Origin of the sequence: Actinomyces sp. Marseille-P3109 (assembly GCF_900323545.1) — a bacterium.
In the GTDB taxonomy this organism is placed as follows: domain Bacteria; phylum Actinomycetota; class Actinomycetes; order Actinomycetales; family Actinomycetaceae; genus Actinomyces.
Genome location: NZ_OOHN01000008.1, coordinates 3010231 through 3028211, shown reverse-complemented (window position 1 = coordinate 3028211; position 17981 = coordinate 3010231). Strand labels below are relative to the sequence as shown.

Below are 17981 nucleotides of genomic sequence, written 5' to 3'. Positions count from 1 at the left end.
ACTTTTAGTTCATCCCACAATCATTGGACGCCCAGCGCGACGCCGACCTTTTGGTCAGATTGTGCGGTTCGAGCATCATTCCAGGTAGTCCGCGCCCCTCACGGCCGACGGCCGTTCGAACTGGCCCGCCACGCAAGACCTCATTCAGGCGGTTTCCAGAACAACCCCAGACAATATCACGACGAGGCAACATCTACCGGCACGCCAAGGCGCCGCCCGCACACGCAAGCGTGTGCGGGCGGCGCCTCGATGTGCACTGAGAAGCCCGGGAGTCGGCTCTCACATCAGCCGGCCGCTCCCCGGAAGGTGGCGGCCCCGTGGTCAGCCCCCAGGTCGACGACAACCTTGACGCTCCCGCGCCCCTCGGCCGGGACGACGAAGGCACGGTTGACGGTCACAGTCTGACCGGCGGCGAGCGTGGCGGGCGCCGCGTCCGAGGCCGAGATGATCTCACTGGCGGGCGTTCCTGAGCCCTCACCGTAGTTGACAGTGGTGGACAGCACACTGGCCAGAGAAAGGTCCTGTCCGGAGTTGTTCGTCACCGTGACCGGCACCAGGACACCGGAGCCCCCGACCTCCCCCGGGCCGCTGGCGAAGTCCTGCGACTGCAGCTGCCCCAGTGAGATGACGACGCCCCCGTCGATACTGACGGACTTGTCGAGCGGAACCTCGGGGTACTCATCCTTCGACAGGTCACCACTCTCGACGGCCTTGGGGTCGATCGACGAGGCGTCCGGGGTGGCGGCGCTGTCCGACGGCGACGCGGGCGCCGTCGTGGGCTGCGCGGTCTGGACCGTCGGGGTGGCAGGGGCTGACGAGGCAGCGGGAGCCGACGTCGAGCCAGTGGCGGACATGGATGGCGACGCCGAGGAGGTGGAGGCGCTGTGGGACTTTCCGCTTCCGCAAGCGGCCAGCCCCAGCCCCAGGACCAGGACGGTGGGCAGGATCAGCATACGAGTTCGTGACACGTGTCGAAGCGTACGACCTCTACCGCGAGGGACGGCGCCCTCAGCGTCCACTGAGTCCGGGAGCACACCACACCCCTCCATAGAACCGGATGATTCAGCGGAAAACTCACCGTGATCAGCAAGCTCAGCGGGCCTCATGGTCACCACCACCAGCCTCCGCGCCGGTTGTTGTCCCAGCCCCAATCTCCGTTTCCGTCTCCGTCCTGGTCCCCGTCCTGGTCCCAGCCTCCATCCTGATCCCAGTCTTTCCTCTTATCCTTCCTGTCCTTCTTATCGCCATTGTCGTTGTCGCCGTTGTCATCGCCCTTGTTGGCGTTGTTGTCATCATCCTTGTTGGCGTTGGGGTCGCCACCCTTGTTGGCGTTGGGGTCGCCACCCTTGTTGGCGTTGGGGTCGCCACCCTTGTTGGCGTTGGGGTCGCCACCACTCATGGAGAAACGGACAAGTCCCTGCTGGGAGGCTCCATTGACGGCCACGAACTCACCGCCGTAGACAAGGTACTTGTCATTGCCCTCAACGGTCCAGACGGCCTGGCTCAGGCCGGTGTACTGGCCGTTCTGGAAACCGGGCAGGAAGCCGTTGTACTGGGTGGGGGCGGGCTGACCCTCGTAGTCACTGTAGCCCGAGGCCTGGTTGCGGCCCACAGTGCCGGTGGCGTTGCTGGAGAAGCCAACGGCATGGTGGTAGATGCCCTCGCCCGAGCGCTCGGGGAAGCCCCCGATGTTGCTGCAGTCGTGGGAGTGGCTGGCGATGTAGATGACATCGTTGGTGGGCAGCACGTCATAGGTGTCGCCGTGGCAGTCGGCCATGAGGTTGATGTTGCCGGTGGACCAGTCAGCCCGGAACATCCCCTCGAAGGTGCCTTCCTGGGAGTAGCCCGTGCCGTAGAGCCCTCGGGAGTCGGACTTCAGGCTCATGATGCCGGAGTGCTCCCCGGCATTACGGATGACATTGGAGAGATTGGACTGGCGCAGTGATCCATCCTTCTCCAGGATGGCGACACCGTAGCCGTTGGAGGAGCCGCCCACCGAGCTGAAGGAGCCGCCAACAGCCACCGCCGAGTTGTCGGCCGCCACCGTGATGGAGCGCGCCACGGAGTCGTCAATGGACGGGGCGAAGCTGGTCACCTTCTGGGTCTTGAGGTCCACGGCGCCTGCACGCTGGCGTGCCGAGGAGTTGAGCTGGGTGAAGGAGCCGGACATGTAGAGGGTGGAGCCGTCGGGGGAGATCTCAAGGTCCATGACCGCCCCATTGGCCGAGACCGACAGCGGCTTGCGCTGGCCGGCGGCATCCACTGCGGCAACGCGGTAGACGGCCTCGTCATTGACGGAGTTGAAGTTGCCACCGAGGTAGATGGTGGAACCATCGGCCGAGGCCTCGACCGCACTGACCCTGCCTTTGACCTTCGGCGCCCAGTCGAGCAGGGCACCCGTGGTGATGTCGTAGGCCATGGCGTTGTAGCGACGAGACTCATTCTCGCCGGGAGCGGCACCGGCCGGGCGAGCGTTCTCGAACTCCCCGACGACGTAGACCGTGTTGCCGACAACCGCCTGATCCCAGACAACGCCGTCGATCTGGGCGGTGGGCAGGGCCTGAGGGGAGGCGAGAGTCGTCTGCCCCTGAGCCGCTGCGGCCTGAGGGGTGATAGTGGGAGTGACGAGAGCGCCTAGAGCGAGGGGAAGGGCGGCAAGAACCGCCCCCACACTGGAAACAGCACGGAAAGGGTGCACGAGTGCTCCGTTCTTAAGACGTGAGGGAACTTGGGTAAGCGGCGCGCTACGACGGGGCAGCCCCACCTCAGACCCGAACGGCAGACAGCGAGACCGGCGCCAGTCACGAGGCTATTACAGAGGTAACTCTTTGGTAACGGTTCGAAGAGACTTTATTGCATCTTCTGTTGTGGCATCAATCACTAATCGAGCAGGTCTGCACCTCATGGACGCTTTTCCCATCGATAGCCTCTCACTCATTGAGCCGGCGTTCCACACCCGATTCTCACCCCAAATTCCCAGCCGTCATTCAGGTGGGAATGGATCGTTCACCTCGGTGACCGAGCCGGCATTCACACCTCCGTCTCCACCCCGTTCCCACGGAGGGTCCCTGCATCGTTCCCACGGAGGGGATCTACAACCGTTCCTCCTACCGCCCCCTGCGTCCTGTTCTCGCAGCCGAAGCATCCCGCTTTCCGTATCGCTCGAGCGCAGCGCCGGCTGCCTCTAGACTCTTGACCGGGTATGTGCGGTACGGCCGTCCCGGCTTGACGCCGGCACGCTCGGCGATCCAGCACTGGTCCGGTCCCCAATCAGCACCGAGCCGAGACCGGGATCAGCCAGCGCGCGGGCGAGAGCCCGGATCCGCCGTCGCCACCGCTCCTCCCGCCACTCTCGGTGGCCCGCGGCCGACGTCTCATCCGACTGTCGCGTTCGACCGGGCCCACCGGTTCCCACCCCCCTCCCGGCTCCGCCGCCCCTTGAAAGGACTCCGTTGACTGCTGTGAACCCGGACAGGCTCCGCATCGCCATGATCGGGACGCGAGGCGTCCCCGCCCGGTACGGAGGTTTTGAGACCGCCATCGAGGAGGTGGGCCGGCGCCTGGCAGACCGCGGCCACCAGGTCCTCGTCTACTGCCGCAACCCCGAGCCGAGCACCCCGCTTCCGAGTACCTATCTGGGAATGCGGCTGATCGAGCTGCCCTCGGTCAAGAACCGCAGCCTGGAGACCCTGTCGCACACGGCCCTGTCGGTGGTCCACCTACTGCGCCGCACCCACCCCGACGCCGCCTTCGTCTTCAACGCCGCCAACTCCCCCTTCCTGCCCGCGCTGCGCGCCGCACGAGTCCCGGTGGCCACCCACGTCGACGGCCTGGAGTGGCGCCGCGGCAAGTGGGGCCCCACCGGTAAGCGCTACTACCGCGCGGCCGAGGCCCTGGCCGTGCGCTACTCCGACGCCCTCATCGCCGACGCCCAAGGCATCGCCGACTACTACACCGACGAGTTCAACGCCCCCACCGACCTCATCTCCTACGGGGCTCCCCGCATCACTGCGGACACCTCGCGCCTGGCCGAGCTGGACCTGGACCCCAAGGGCTTCCACCTGGTCGTCGCCCGCTTCGAGGTGGAGAACCACATCGACGTCATCGTCGAGGGCTACGTTCACTCCGGCGCCACGCTGCCGTTGGTCGTCGTCGGCTCGGCCCCGTACGCCGACGAGTACACCGCCCGCATCGAGGCCCTGGCCGACGAGCGGGTCCGCCTGCTGGGCGGCCTGTGGGACCAGGAGCTGCTCGACGCGCTCTACGCCGGGGCTCTGGTCTACTACCACGGACACTCCGTAGGGGGCACCAACCCCTCCCTCCTGCGCGCGATCGGCGCCGGGGCCGCGGTGGACGCCTTCGACGTCTCCTTCAACCGGGAGGTCCTGGGCGAGGCCGGGCGCTACTGGACCTCGCCCGACGATGTGGCCGCCCTGGTCACCTCCGCCGAGTCCGACGTCGAGGCCCAGGCCGCGCGCGGCGAGGAGTCCCGCAAGCGGGCCGTCCTCTACGACTGGGACGAGGTGGCCTCCGGCTACGAGGCCCTGGCTAGGCGCCTGGCGCTCGAGGGCCCCTCGCGCCACCGCCCTTCCGGGCGCCGCACCGGGAAGGTGAGCCTGTGAGCCGGGGCCGGGCGGGCGGTGACCACGCCGGCGCCACCCGGATCCTCGTGGCTCACCCCTCCCCCGACCTCTACGGATCGGACTGGCAGCTGGTCGAGACCATTCACGGGCTCATCGACGCCGGCCACGAGGTCCTCGTGGCCCTGCCCCTGGACGGCCCCCTGGTCGAGGTGCTGCGCGAGGCCGGGGCCCGCGTAGCCGTCATGCCGTTCACCGTCCTGCGCAAGGCCCTGCTGAGTCCCAAGGGCCTGACGAGACTGTCGGCTCAGGCCGCCCCGGAGATCGCGCGCCTACGGACGGTCATCCGCGCCAGCCGGGCCGAGGCGGTCCTGACCAACACGGTGACGATCCCGTGGTGGCCGGTGGCCGCGAGCGCGGCGGGCATCCCCGTGCTGGCGCACGTCCACGAGGCCGAGGACACCCAGCGCCGGATCATCCGCACCGGACTCAACGCGCCCCTCCTGGCGGCCTCCCGGATCGTGGCGAACTCCGGCGCCGCCCGTGACGCCCTCCTGGACGTCCAGCCGCGCCTCGCCTCACGCACGGAGGTGGTCCACAACGGGGTCGCCGGTCCGGACCAACCTCTGGCGCCCCTGCGTCGTAGGCAGCCCGGCGACTCGTTCCGGATCGCCATGGTGGGTCGTCTCTCCCCGCGCAAGGGCGTGGACGTGGCCCTGGACGCCGTCGGGCTGCTGCGCGACTCGGGGGTGGATGCCTCCCTGAGCGTGTGCGGGTCGGTCTTCCCCGGCTACGAGTGGTACGAGGAGGAGCTGCGCGAGCGCGCCGCCCAGCCGGATCTGGACGGGCACGTCGAGCTGCTGGGCTACGTGCGCCCCACCTGGCCGGTGCTGGAGGCCGCCGACGCCGTCGTCGTGCCCTCGCGGGCCGAGCCCTTCGGGAACACGGCGGTCGAGGCGATGCACGCCGCCCGGCCGCTTGTGGCCTCCCGGGTCCAGGGCCTGGCGGAGGTCGTCACCGACGCGATCACCGGCCTGCTCGTGCCCGCCGACGACGCTGCGGCTCTGGCCGAGGCCCTCGGGACCCTGGCGGCGGACCCGGCTCTGGCGGCCAGGCTGGCCGAGCAGGGCGAGCGCGAGGCTGCCGACCGGTTCTCCGTGGCCGGCTACCGAGCCACCATGGCCCGGATCATGGGCGAGCTCCTCGATCACTGAGGCCCCCGCCGGTTCCACCGAGACCGACAGATTTCGCGTAGCCCTACGGAAAAACGGTAGGGCTACGCGAAAAATGCCCGGCTCGGCGGGGTATCAGCGCTGGGCGGGGCGCAGGGGGTCCTCGGCCAGCCCCAGGGACAGGCTGAACTCGCCCTCGAGGGGCTGGTCGGGCCGCTCGAAGGGCACGGCGCCGTCGCACAGGAAGACGGCCATCTCCACGAAGCTGGAGAAGGAGGCCCCGATGAGGTGCTGGGAGCTGGCCAGCAGGTAGAGGTCGACCAGTCCCGCACGCACGCCGGCGGTGGTGTTGTAGCCACCCTTGTCGGTGAGGAACACGCAGCCGGTGAACTCACCGGCCAGCTGCTCCTGAGCCTCGGGGGTGTCGCAGGACAGGAAGAAGGGGACGTCGGGGTGGTCGGCGCGGATCTGACGCATCCGGTTCGCGAACCACTCCACCGGGGAGGACTCGATCGTCTTGGCGTGAGAAACCGCGTGGGTGCGCACCTGGATGCCGACGTAGGGGCGTCCACGCAGGTGAGCGTCGTAGATGGAGCGCACCTGATCGGCGATCTGGTCGACGGGGGTCAGCTCGCGCAGCAGCTCGGTCCAGGGACGCGGCCCGGTGCCCGATGCCCCCTCGCTCCAGGCCGGGTCCTCCCAGGTGACGGGCAGGCCGTGGGAGCGGATCTGCCACAGGTGGGCGCGGCGCAGTGCGGGCGTGACCCGGACGCCCCTGGGCTGGCGGTACCGGGCCAGAGGAATGAGCGCTCGGGAGGTCAGTCGCGATACCGAGGTGCCCTCCTGAAAGTGCCACAGCTCGTCCATCCGGGGGCCGAAGTACTCGTCGGTACTCCACACGTAATAGAGGTCACGATTCTCGACGCGGGCCAGGGCCTGGGCGGACAGCAGGGCCCGTACACGGTTGCCCAGACCATCCTTGCGTCCGGTATAGACCAGTAGTGCCTTGCGGCCGGTAAGCAGTGACATGAGAATCCTTAAGCGATGATTGCGTGAACGGGTCATGAACCGTTGGCTACACCGGCCCCGGTCCGTCGGTGGCGCCAGACCTGCGGGGCCGACGACCTACTGGGTGTCGCGCCGCAGGTCGCGGTACCACTTGGGCAGAGCCAGTGCCACGTAGCCCGCGCAGCCCAGGAGCATGACGCCGTAGATCCACAGGAAGACCGTAGGGGCGAAGCGGGTCATGAGCACGAAGCACATGAGCCCGTAGTCCGTGGGTGCCGAGAGGATCGACTTGATCATGCCCGGACGGGCCTCATCCTTGGCCATCGGCGTACCGCCGTGATAACGCAGCTGATAGGTCAGGATGTAACTAAAGAAGTGGATATTCTGAACCGCCCCGAATGCGAGTGGAATAAGGAGGACCGAGGGAGGCAGATCCGTGAACCGGAAAAGGGAGATCGCAATGGCCCCATGAATTGTGGAGAGCTTAATGACGTCGGCGACATGATCCAGCCATTCACCGGCCTTCGATCCACCATTGCGCAATCTCGCCAGCTGTCCGTCGGCGGCATCAAGGGCGTATCCCAGCATGAGCAGCAGGGCGGTCGCCACTGCGGACACGACCGTGGGACGCCACAGGGCGATGAGTGCGATGCCGCTGTAGGTGCACAGCGCCGAGAGCACCGTTACCTGGTCCGGGGTCGCGCCCAGTCGGTGGGCGACGGCGGCCAGGACCCGGCCCGCGGGGCGGTTGACGATACGGGAGTACAGGGGGGCACCGGCCTTGGACTTCTGGGCGCGGGACAGCGCCCTGATGTTCTCGGCGATGGTGGGGGAACCGGCAGGGGAGCTCATGAAGCGTCTCCTTGGATGGGGCCCGTGAGTCGGACCGGGGTGGATGGACAGTGATGATGGACCGCGACGAGGGAAGACAGGCAGCGGCGGGGAGTGGTTGGCGCGGGCAGGCGGCTGCGGGCGCCCGGGCCGCGGGGGCGGCTCAGAGCTACCGACCAGGAGGAACGGCGTCACCGCCCGTCTCCCGCGCCTGCTGCTCGGCCAGCTCGCGGCGGCGCCTGGCCACGTCCCGGCGCACCCACCAGGCATACGGCATGATCTGGCACAGGATCACAGAGATCACTGAGCCCAGGATAGGGCCGGCCGCATCGAACGGCCCAATGAGGACCCAGGAGATGGCGAGGTTCATCGGCACCAGGACGAGCACCGGAACCACTTGGAACTGCAGCCCGCGCGGATCGGTCATGTACATGCCCAGCGGCTGCTTGCCGGCCTCGACGGCGACGTAGACGGCGAAGGCCCACACGAGGGCGGCAGGCAGGACGATCTTGCCGTGGGACATGACGCGCGCGGCCCAGGGAGTGACGGCCACCAGCGCGAGCGCCAGAACGAAGCCGCCCCCGCTGAAGAGCATCGCCGGCTTGAAGGGGTTCTCGATGCGCTTGTCAGCACGGGCACGGGCGAACATCGGCCACATGGCGACCCCGGCCGCCATGACGGTCTGGGTGAGCATGTTGAACAGGTTGTTGGCCAGGTTGTACTCGGCCAGGGCCTGCGACTGGCCCAGGTGGGACAGGAGGAGCCGGTCGGTCTGGAAGGCGATCGGGATGGCCAGGGACTGAAGCAGCTGGGGGCCCGCGGTGTTGACGATGCGCACGCCCCGCACGCTACGGACACGCGGCACGTCCCTGAGGGCCCCCGCGAACAGGGGCCTGGTGGCGCGCCAGGCGACGATGATGCAGATGACCGAGACCAGCGCGTTGGCGATGTAGGAGTAGATGGACACGGCGTTGCCGCGCCCCAGGCCGGTGACGATGGCCAGCAGCAGGAAGCAGGACATGGCCGGGGAGACGACGCCCTGGCTGATGACCTGCGTGGCCGAGCGCCCCAGGCCGATGATGACGCGCTGCCCCACGGACATCGGCAGGGCCGCGGCGTAGATGATGAGACAGACGGTGGCGGTCAGCCCACCGCCTTCCATGAGCTTGCCCCCCAGCAGCCAGGGCCAGGCCCCCAGGAGCATGAGGACGATGCCGACCGTGCTGACGACCAGGGCGGACCCGAGCAGCACCCGGATGGCGGTGGTGATCGTGCGCCGCACGGTCGAGTCGTGGGCCGGGTCGGTCGAGCCCGCCACCGTGTTGAGGATGACCGCGCCGATCCCCAGGTCCGTGAAGGGCATGAGGGTGGGGAAGGTGGCCAGCAGGCCGTACTGAGCGAAGGCGTCGGCACCGAAGTGCCTGATGATGAGACTGGTATTGACCAGGCCGAAGACGCCCGAGACACCCATGACCAGGACCTTGGCGACGGCTGTGGTTCCCACAGACGACCAGCTGGCACCCGACGACGATCCTCGCCGCAGCGACCCACCGAGCCGCCGCAGCGACAGGCGTCGAGCGGCCGGCCTCACCGTCGATCCAGCACCTTCTTCAGCCATCGAATGGCTTGCGGTGCCTGACATATCCGCAGATCGTCCACGATCCTCGGCACCTGCGGGAGGGGCACCCGCCGGAGAGGTCCGCGCAGGTGCCGAAGGCTTCGGCTGGGTCACATCGCACTCCTGATGTTGTAGGAAGGTCACAATCTGGCGTCGGGGGAAGACTGAAGACAGGCACGAGAGTAGACGCACCATCATCAGCGACCTGCTATCTTTTGTTTATCGACTTGTGACATTGACCGACCCCCAACCACCCCCCTTGGCATAACCCCAGCAAACCGGCCTTGACCAGGCCAAACACCCCTTGCTGGACAAACCCTGAAAGGTCCCTCATAAGTGTATTGGCACCTCTGCATCGTTGCTCACCTGTAACATAGAGTCACTTCAAACGCACCCCGACTCCTCTTCCTGACCCTGCGATCTTGGCCACTTCCCACAAATAACGCCGTCCAGAGTTAGTAGCATTCTAAAACTGCTGCTGTTCGCGACGTCCCGTCAGCACCACTCGACCAGTTATTACCCACCCTCGATCCCTGCGGAGTCCACCTTGTCTAGTTCGACCCTGACACTGCCCCAGCGCGAGCAGCACCGGCGTCCCTCGACAGCAGCCGACGCCACCTCCACCACAGCTCCGCGCAGTCCCTGGGCACGCACGCGCCGCGACCTCGTCATCTGGCTCGTGCTGTCCGACCTCTTCGCCGTCACCGCCCCTGTCTGGGTCGCCCTGCTGGGCGGCCACCTGTCACTGGTCTGGTCCGCGGCCACGGTGGGCACCACGATGGTGCTCATCGCCTGGTTCCTGGGAGCCCTCGGCATCGACGCCGTGGAGCAGGCCGGACCCGGCACGGGTCGTTTCGTCGCCGCGGCCGCCGTGAGCGTCCCGGTGGCCCTGCTGCTGGCCGACCTGTCCGGAGTCGCCCGGACCACCCTCATGGCGGCCCTGGCGGTCCAGCTCCTCCTGGCCATCACCGGACGCTCCATCGAGTCCGGCTGGCTGCGCCGCCGCCGCCTCGAGGGCCACGCGCTGCGCCGCACCCTCATCGTCATGGGCTCTGGCGCCCAGCCCCTGCTCACCCAGCTGCGCCGCCACCCCATGGACGGCTTCCTCATCGTGGGCTACCTGTCCTCCGGGCAGGACCGCGCCTTCCACTCGGCCGAGCCCGTGCGCAGCCCCCAGCACATCACCCAGACCCTGCACGCCGAGCGCATCGACGCCGTCATGACGGTCGGCTCGGTCACCCCGGAGGACCTGGTGACCCTCATGCGCGGCCTGGAGAACACCCAGGTGCGCCTCGTCGTCGCCCCCGGCCTGCAGGACGTCGTGCCCGGGCGCATGCGGGCCCTGACCGTCACGCACGGCTGGACCGGTCTCATCGCCGTCAAGACCCGCCGTACCCGCGCTCTGGGCAAGTCCCTGTTCGACCGGTTCGCCGGCGCCGTCGGGCTGACGCTCATCTCGCCGCTGCTGGCGGCCACCGCGGTCGCGATCCGCATCGATTCCCCCGGGCCGGTCTTCTACACCCAGACCCGCGTGGGCCAGAACGGCAAGCCCTTCACCATGTGGAAGTTCCGCTCGATGTACATCGACTCCGACGCCCGCCGGGCCTCCGTGGTCAAGGCCGGTGGCGACGCCGGTAACGAGGTCATGTTCAAGGACCGCCAGGACCCGCGCATCACCCGGGTGGGCCGCTGGATCCGCCGTCTGTCGATCGACGAGCTGCCTCAGCTCATCAACGTCGTACGCGGCGACATGAGCCTGGTGGGGCCCCGCCCCGCACTTCCCGTCGAGGTCGCCAAGTACGACGCCGAGGCTCTGCGTCGTCTCCTGGTCAAGCCCGGGCTGACCGGCCTGTGGCAGATCTCCGGACGTTCGGACCTGTCCTGGGCCTCCACCGTGGCCCTGGACCGTCACTACGTGGAGAACCGGGGCGGAGCCCTGGACGCGAAGATCTTCGCCGGGACGCTGCGCGCGGTCATCGGCGGAAAGGGAGCTTACTGATGATCACCGGCTACGTCCCCGGCGGCTTCGACATGCTGCACGTGGGACACCTCAACATCCTCACCGAGGCCGCCAAGCGCTGCGACCACCTCATCGCAGGAGTCGCCACCGACGAGTCCCTGGAGAGGATGAAGGGGCGCGGCCCCATCGTGCCCCTGGCCGAGCGCATGGCCATGGTGGCCGCGCTGCGCATGGTGAACTCCGTGGTTCCCGACTACGACCAGGACAAGCGCCTGGCCTGGAAACGCTCCCCCTTCGACGTGCTGTTCAAGGGCACCGACTGGGAGGGCACGGACAAGGGCCGCCGCCTCGAGGCCGAGATGGCTGAGGTGGGCGCCTCGGTGATCTACCTGCCCTACACACCCACCACCTCCTCGACGATGCTGCGACGAACCCTCGTCCAGGAGGTCGCATCTCGTAGTCCCCAAGGGGCCCAGTGACCACTTCACGTAACGACTTCGAAGCGCCCGACAACCCGTCGCGCAGCGTCGACTCCGCCACGGCCGCCTCCGGTGCCGGCGACGGCGGAACCAACCGATCCGGCTCCAGCACCGCCCAGACCGACCAGTCCTCCACCGACCGCCCCGGTCTCCTCGCCCGTGCCGCGAGAGCCCTGCGTCCTCGGCGCCGGCCCACGAGTTCCCAGGGCGGTTCCCAGGGTTCTCAGGCCGCCGACGCCCAGGACACCGGCTCCGGGCTCACCTCCGGCACCACCACCTCCCGCCTGGCGGCGACCTTCCGCATCCCCCAGTCGCGGGCCCAGCGCCAGCGGCTGCGCAAGCGACTGTCCTCGCTGGCGGCGGTCCTGTGCGTGGCCGCCCTGGGAACGGCCGCCTGGCTCCACGAGGGCGTGGCCCAGGCCGACCTGCACCTCAACGACGGCGGCGTGTGGGTCACCTCCACCTCCAACCACCTCGTGGCCCGCCTCAACTACCCCTCCCGCGAGGTCGACGGCACGATCCGTACCTCCTCGTCCTCCTTCGACGTCACTCAGAACGCCGAGGACGTCCTGGTCCCCGACTCGGGTGACGCCTCCGTCTCCTCGGTCGACCCCTCCCAGGTCTCCTTCTCCGGACGCACCCAGCTCACCAAGGGCGTCACGATCGCCCAGGGCGGCGACCGGGTCATCGCCATCGACAAGGTCCAGGGCACCATCCGTGCCACCAAGGCCAAGACGGCCGGTTCCCTGACCGCAGCCGCGCCCGTGGTCACCGGCATGCCCGACGTCGTCGCCGTCGTCGGCAAGGACGGCGCCATCTACGCGGCCTCACCCACCACCAAGTCCCTGGTCTCCCTGGAGGCCGGCGGCAAGGGCTGGGAGGAGGCCACCAACACCTCCTTGTCACTGACCTCCGGCACCGACCTGGCCATCACCGCCGTTGGTGACAAGCCCGTGGTGCTCGAGCGCAGCACCGGGATCCTCCACCTGCCCGAGGGCAAGACCGTCAACCTGGGGGCCTCCGGCCTGGTGCTCCAGCAGCCCGGCCCCGAGGCCGACTCGGTGCTGGTTGCCTCCCGCGACGCCCTCATCTCCGTACCGCTGGACGGGGGCAAGACCACCAAGACGCCGTCGTCCAAGGAGAGCTCCGCCCCCGAGGGAGTGCCCGCCCAGCCGGTGCGCCTGGGCAAGTGCGTGTACGCGGCCTGGTCCGGCTCCGGCCAGTTCGTGCGCAGTTGCTCGGGTCTGTTCAGCGGCGGCACCGACACCCTCCACGACGACAAGCTCGCCTCCTCCTCAGCCCCGATCTTCCGGGTCAACCGCGACGCCATCGTGCTCAACGACCTGGAGACGGGCTCGGTGTGGCTGCCCAACAACGACCTCGTCCTCATCGACGACTGGACGGACAAGACCGCCCAGACAGATGACAACGCCGACCAGAAGGACGACTCCGCCAACACCTCGGAGTCCCAGACGCCGCCGGAGCGCACCGAGGAGAACCACGCCCCCAAGGCGGTCGACGACAGCTTCGGAGTGCGCCCGGGCCGCTCAGCGCTCCTGCCCGTGCTGGCCAACGACTCCGATCCCGACGGCGACGTCCTCACCGCCACCCCGCAGGACAACGGCGGGTCGTTGACGGCCACCAAGGCCCAGGGCGGACTGGCCCTGCGCATGGACGTCCCGGACAACGCCACCGGCAGCTACTCCGTGCCCTACACGGCCGACGACGGTCGCGGCATGAGCGACTCCGCCGTCGCCACCGTGGACGTCCACGGCTGGGACGTCAACGGCGCCCCGAACCAGAACACCACCCCGACCCTGACCGTCGCCGAGGGGGCCTCCGGCTCCCTGGACGTGCTGGGCCACTGGCTGGACCCCGACGGGGACGACCTCTACCTGGTCTCCGCCCAGGGTGAGGGGATGGACGTCAAGGTCTCCAACGAGGGCACCGTCACCGTGCGCGAGCTGGGCGCCGGCACCGGCTCCCGGGACCTGACCGTCACGGTCTCCGACGGCCGGGAGACCACCTCCGGCGTGGTCAAGGTCGATGTGCAGCCGGCTCAGTCGGCCAAGCCGATCGCCAACGCCGACCACGTGCGCGTCGTGGCGGGAACCAAGGCCGTCGTCTCGCCTCTGGACAACGACACCTCTCCCTCCGGGGGGACGCTGCGCCTGGCCGCGGTCCAGGAGGCCCCCGCCGGGACCTCGATCGACGTCGACCAGCAGGCGGGCGTCTTCACCTTCTCCACCGACGCCAGTGCCCAGGCCCAGACCTACTACCTCACCTACGACGTCATGGACGGGGCCAACACGGCCCAGGGGATCGTGCGCGTGGACGTCACCCCCAAGGCCGACGCCACGGTGCCGCCCGAGGTCGAGAACGACACCGCCCTGCTGCGCAACGGCGGCTCGACGACCATCGCCCCGCTCAACAACGACTTCGACCCCTCCGGGGAGATCCTGGTCCTGCAGTCGGTGAGCACCCCGCCGGACTCGGGCGTCACCGTCACGGTCGTGGACCACTCCCTGCTACAGATCACCGCGGCCAGCACGGTCCCGGCCAACCTGACGGTGGACTACACCGTCACCAACGGCACCTCCAGCGCCACCGGGAAGGTCGCGATCGTCCCGGTGACCCAGTCCCAGTCCCAGCCGCCGGTGGTCACCGACGACACGGCCGTCGTGCGCGCCGGCGACGTCGTCACCGCCTCCGTCCTGGACAACGACTCCTCCCCCTCGGGCCTCAACCTGTCGGTGGACTCCCAGGTCAGCCTCGTCGGCGACGAGCTGGGCACCGCCTGGGTCAGCGAGGACACCGTCCGCTTCCGCGCCGGCAACCAGCCCGGACGCACCTCCTACGCCTACACCGTCAAGGACGACCAGGGGCAGACCGCCTCGGGGGTCCTCACCGTGGAGGTGCGAGCGCAGGACGCCGAGCACAACTCCGCGCCCTCACCGCGCAACCTGGAGGCCCGTACCCTGTCCGGCTCGTCCACGAACATCACCGTGCCCTTGGACGGCATCGACCCGGACGGCGACTCGGTGAGCCTCGTGGGACTCAACCAGGCCCCCTCCCTGGGCTCGGTGGAGGTCAACTCCTCGTGGCTCACCTACAAGCCCTCCGAGGGCGCCACCGGCACCGACACCTTCACCTACGTCGTCGAGGACCGCTTCGGGGCCCAGTCCACCGGCACCGTCCGCGTGGGCGTCGCCCAGGCCTCCCCGATCAACGTGGCCCCGGTGGCCAGCGATGACCTGGTGGTGGCCAAGCCGGGACGCACCGTGGCCGTGGATGTCCTGTCCAACGACCTGGACACCGACGGCGACACCCTGTCCCTGGAGGGCGACCCGGTCTCCAGCGACCCGTCGCTGGGCGTGTCCACCCGCGCCGGCCGCCTGGTGCTCAACCTGCCGGGCAAGGAGGGGAACCACTCGGTCACCTACACCGTCTCCGACGGGCGCGGCGGCACCGACACGGGCACCGTCACCGTCCAGGTCTCCAGCAACGCGCCGCTGGCCAACCCGGTGGGCGTGGATGACTACGTGACCGTCGACCAGGTCGACGCCAACGGCCGGGTGACCGTCCCGGTCCTGGACAACGACAAGGACACCGACGGCTCGCCGTGGGACCTCAAGCTCTCCTCCTCCGACCCCGACGTCGAGGTGGGCAAGGACTCCCTCAGCCTCACGGTGGGCGAGACCCAGCGGCTGGTGCTCTACACGATCACCGACGCCGACGGGCTGACCGGTCACGCCGTCGTCGTGGTGCCGGCCCGGTCCGCCCTACGCCCCCGCATCAACCCCTCGGCCGTGCCCGCCCACGTGACGGCGGACAAGACCACGGACATCAACCTGTCCTCCTACATCCTCACCCGTGAGGGGACGAAGCCCGTCATCGCGGACTCCTCCTCGATCCACATGGCCAAGGGCACCAAGGACGCCAAGACCGCCTCGAACGGGACGGCACTGTCCTTCACACCCGAGTCGGGCTTCACCGGCCAGACCTCAGTGACCTTCACCGTGGCCGACGGCACCGGCTCGGACGCCCTGAGCTCCACGCTCACGCTGCCGATCGTCGTGGACTCCTCAACGAACAAACCGCCGACCTTCACCCCCACCGAGGTGACGGTGGCGCCGGGCGAGGGAACCGTGACGGCCAACCTGGCGGCCATGACCACCGACCCGGACCCGAGCGACAAGCTCTCCTTCCAGGCCGGCCCCGCCCCCGCGGGCTTCGACATCTCCCTGAGCGGGTCGTCGCTGTCCGTCAAGGCCTCCGACAAGGCCACCGAGGGCACCACCGGCTCCATCCCGATCACGGTCTCCGACGGCGTCAACCCGCCGGTGAGCGCCTCCCTGCCCGTACGGGTGAGCGCCTCCAACAAGCCGCTCATGACCGCGGCGCCGATCACCCTGGAGTCCCGCAACGGCGAGGCGGTGAGCGCCGACGTGTCCACGGCGGTGAGCAACCCCTTCCCGAACAAGCCGATCACCCTGTCCGGCACTCCGACGATCACCTCCGGACAGGGCACGGTGAATGTCTCCGGCACCACCGTGACCATCACCCCGGCCGCCGGCTTCCACGGCACCATCACCGCCCAGTACAGGGTGCTGGACTCCACCGGATCCGAGTCGCGGGCCGTCACCGGCACCATCACCGTGCAGGTCGGCGGCGTGGCCCCCACCGCCCCCTCCGGGGTGAGCGTGGCGCCCATGAGCGCGACCTCGGCGCGCGTGTCCTGGAACGACGGGGCCTCCACCGGTTCCCCCATCACCGGCTACAAGGTGAGCGTCGACGGCGTCACGCAGGCCTGCGCGACCTCCAACTGCCTCATCAGCGGCCTGGAGCCCGGCCGCTCCTACACCGTCCAGGTGGTGGCCACCAACAAGTACGGCGACTCCGACGCGGCGACGGTGTCCTACCAGCACAACGCCACGGCCAAGACGCCCGCCGCACCCACACTGGCGGCCAGCTCGGGCAGCCTCACCGTCAGCTGGAACGAGGTGGAGGACCCCACCGGGTCCGGAATGACCTATGACGTGCGTCTGTCCAACGGGGAGATCAGGACCGGGCTCACCGGGACCCAGGCCGAGATCGCCGTTGGCTCGGGCCGCAGCTACACCGCGCAGGTGCGCGCCGTCCCGAACCAGGGAGCACCCTCGGCATGGTCCTCTCCGTCGAACCAGGTGACGCCCTTCGGGGAGCCCGGCACCCCCGGAACTCCCGTCATCACCCCCAACGGAGGAACGGTCACCGTCGGCTGGCAGGCAGCCAACGGCAACGGCAGCCCCGTCAGTTACACGCTGTACTACTCCAACGGCAACACGAGCGACTCGAAGAACGTCGGAGGCGCCACCTCCACCAGCGTCTCACTGTCTCCGGGATCCTGGACCTTCTGGGTCGTGGCCGACAACGGTCACGGGACCAAGACCTCGGCCCAGGCCAGCTACGCCTACAAGTCGACTCCGCTGCCCCCCTCGACCCCCATCGTCAAGGCCACCGGCAACAGCGGAGAGCTCTCCGTCAACGCCTCGCCGCGGGCCGGTAACGGCTGGAGCGTGGGCGACCTGTCAGTGGAGTACTCGGTCGACCAGGTCAACTGGACCAGTTCCTCGACCATCCGGGGCCTGACCGACGGGCGGGCCTACACGGTCTACGCCCGGACCAACGGCGGCGGGCAGTACTCCGAGGTCGTCTCCTCCTCACCGGTGGCGCCCTACGGTCCGCCGTCGGCGCCCTCGGTCAGCTGCGAGCTCGGCGGCAAGGAGCAGAAGCACGCCGTGTGCTCCTGGACCCCCAGCGCCAACAACGGCGCCGGCACCAGCTACGAGCAGTCCGACGACGCCGGCAACACCGTGAAGAGCATCGAGGTGGGCGAGGGCTACGACAAGAAGCTCAAGGCCGGCAAGGCCGTCACCTGGTGCGTGCGTGCCACGAACAACACCGGTACCTCGGAGTGGGCCTGCGACACCGTCGCCAGGCCGCCCAAGCAGGACGACGATGACGACGACGATGACGACGACGACGAGAAGACCGTCCCGGTCGGCACCCAGACGCAGTTCTACGTGGACTACACCCAGACCTGCCGTCCCTTCGGCCGCTGGGGCAGCTGCTACCAGATGGTCTTCGATCTCTCCGGCAACCCCAACAGCACCCTGTCCTGCGGCTACTGGTACTGGGACACCTGGAACTGGGAGCCCGCTTGGAACGAGGAGGAGGTATCTCTCGATAAGAACGGGTACTCCCGGCACAAGTTCCCCCACCGGACACCGAACTGGAACCAGTCCATCACCTGCACCCAGCAGTAACCGGATCATTAACCGGATCGATGCC

Annotated in this window: 10 protein-coding genes; 5 read left to right on the top strand and 5 right to left on the bottom strand. The window is 68.7% G+C overall.

Going from position 1 to position 17981, the window contains the following annotated elements; all coding sequences use genetic code 11:
- Positions 1–284: 284 nt before the first annotated feature.
- Entirely contained in the window at positions 285–953 is a 669-nt protein-coding gene (locus tag BQ8008_RS12980; RefSeq protein ID WP_108834419.1) for a hypothetical protein, read from the bottom strand.
- A 155-nt stretch (positions 954–1108) separates the two neighbouring features.
- On the bottom strand, positions 1109–2698 hold the full coding sequence (locus BQ8008_RS12975; RefSeq protein ID WP_108834417.1) for a hypothetical protein: 1590 nt from the start codon (positions 2696–2698) through the stop codon (positions 1109–1111).
- A gap of 790 nt (positions 2699–3488) precedes the next feature.
- On the opposite strand from BQ8008_RS12975, the gene BQ8008_RS12970 reads away from it, so the two are divergent.
- Together BQ8008_RS12970 and BQ8008_RS12965 are read left to right on the top strand one after the other, a co-directional pair.
- Positions 3489–4622, top strand: coding sequence for a DUF1972 domain-containing protein (locus tag BQ8008_RS12970; protein WP_108835001.1), 1134 nt, complete (start codon positions 3489–3491; stop codon positions 4620–4622).
- A complete protein-coding gene (locus BQ8008_RS12965) occupies positions 4619–5794 on the top strand; it encodes a glycosyltransferase family 4 protein (protein ID WP_108834415.1) in 1176 nt (391 codons plus the stop codon). Before BQ8008_RS12970 ends, BQ8008_RS12965 begins: the two co-directional genes overlap by 4 nt.
- Positions 5795–5887: 93 nt before the next feature.
- Here BQ8008_RS12965 and BQ8008_RS12960 read toward each other — a convergent pair whose 3' ends face one another.
- From BQ8008_RS12960 to BQ8008_RS12950, 3 genes are all read right to left on the bottom strand, one after another.
- Positions 5888–6781: a hypothetical protein gene (locus BQ8008_RS12960; RefSeq protein ID WP_108834413.1), complete on the bottom strand. Its 894-nt coding sequence runs from the start codon at positions 6779–6781 to the stop codon at positions 5888–5890.
- A 96-nt stretch (positions 6782–6877) separates the two neighbouring features.
- The gene (locus BQ8008_RS12955) at positions 6878–7612 is read right to left on the bottom strand and encodes a CDP-alcohol phosphatidyltransferase family protein (RefSeq protein WP_108834411.1); all 735 of its coding nucleotides are present in this window, start codon (positions 7610–7612) and stop codon (positions 6878–6880) included.
- 148 nt (positions 7613–7760) lie between these two features.
- Positions 7761–9062: an oligosaccharide flippase family protein gene (locus tag BQ8008_RS12950; protein ID WP_108834999.1), complete on the bottom strand. Its 1302-nt coding sequence runs from the start codon at positions 9060–9062 to the stop codon at positions 7761–7763.
- Between the two features lie 694 nt (positions 9063–9756).
- Here BQ8008_RS12950 and BQ8008_RS12945 point away from each other — a divergent pair.
- The 3 genes from BQ8008_RS12945 to BQ8008_RS12935 are packed head-to-tail and all read left to right on the top strand — an operon-like array spanning position 9757 to position 17956.
- Complete coding sequence (locus tag BQ8008_RS12945; RefSeq protein WP_108834409.1) at positions 9757–11208, top strand: sugar transferase; 1452 nt, start codon at positions 9757–9759, stop codon at positions 11206–11208.
- A complete protein-coding gene (locus tag BQ8008_RS12940) occupies positions 11208–11648 on the top strand; it encodes an adenylyltransferase/cytidyltransferase family protein (RefSeq protein ID WP_108834407.1) in 441 nt (146 codons plus the stop codon). Before BQ8008_RS12945 ends, BQ8008_RS12940 begins: the two co-directional genes overlap by 1 nt.
- A complete protein-coding gene (locus tag BQ8008_RS12935; protein ID WP_108834405.1) occupies positions 11645–17956 on the top strand; it encodes an Ig-like domain-containing protein in 6312 nt (2103 codons plus the stop codon). Before BQ8008_RS12940 ends, BQ8008_RS12935 begins: the two co-directional genes overlap by 4 nt.
- Positions 17957–17981: the final 25 nt, after the last annotated feature.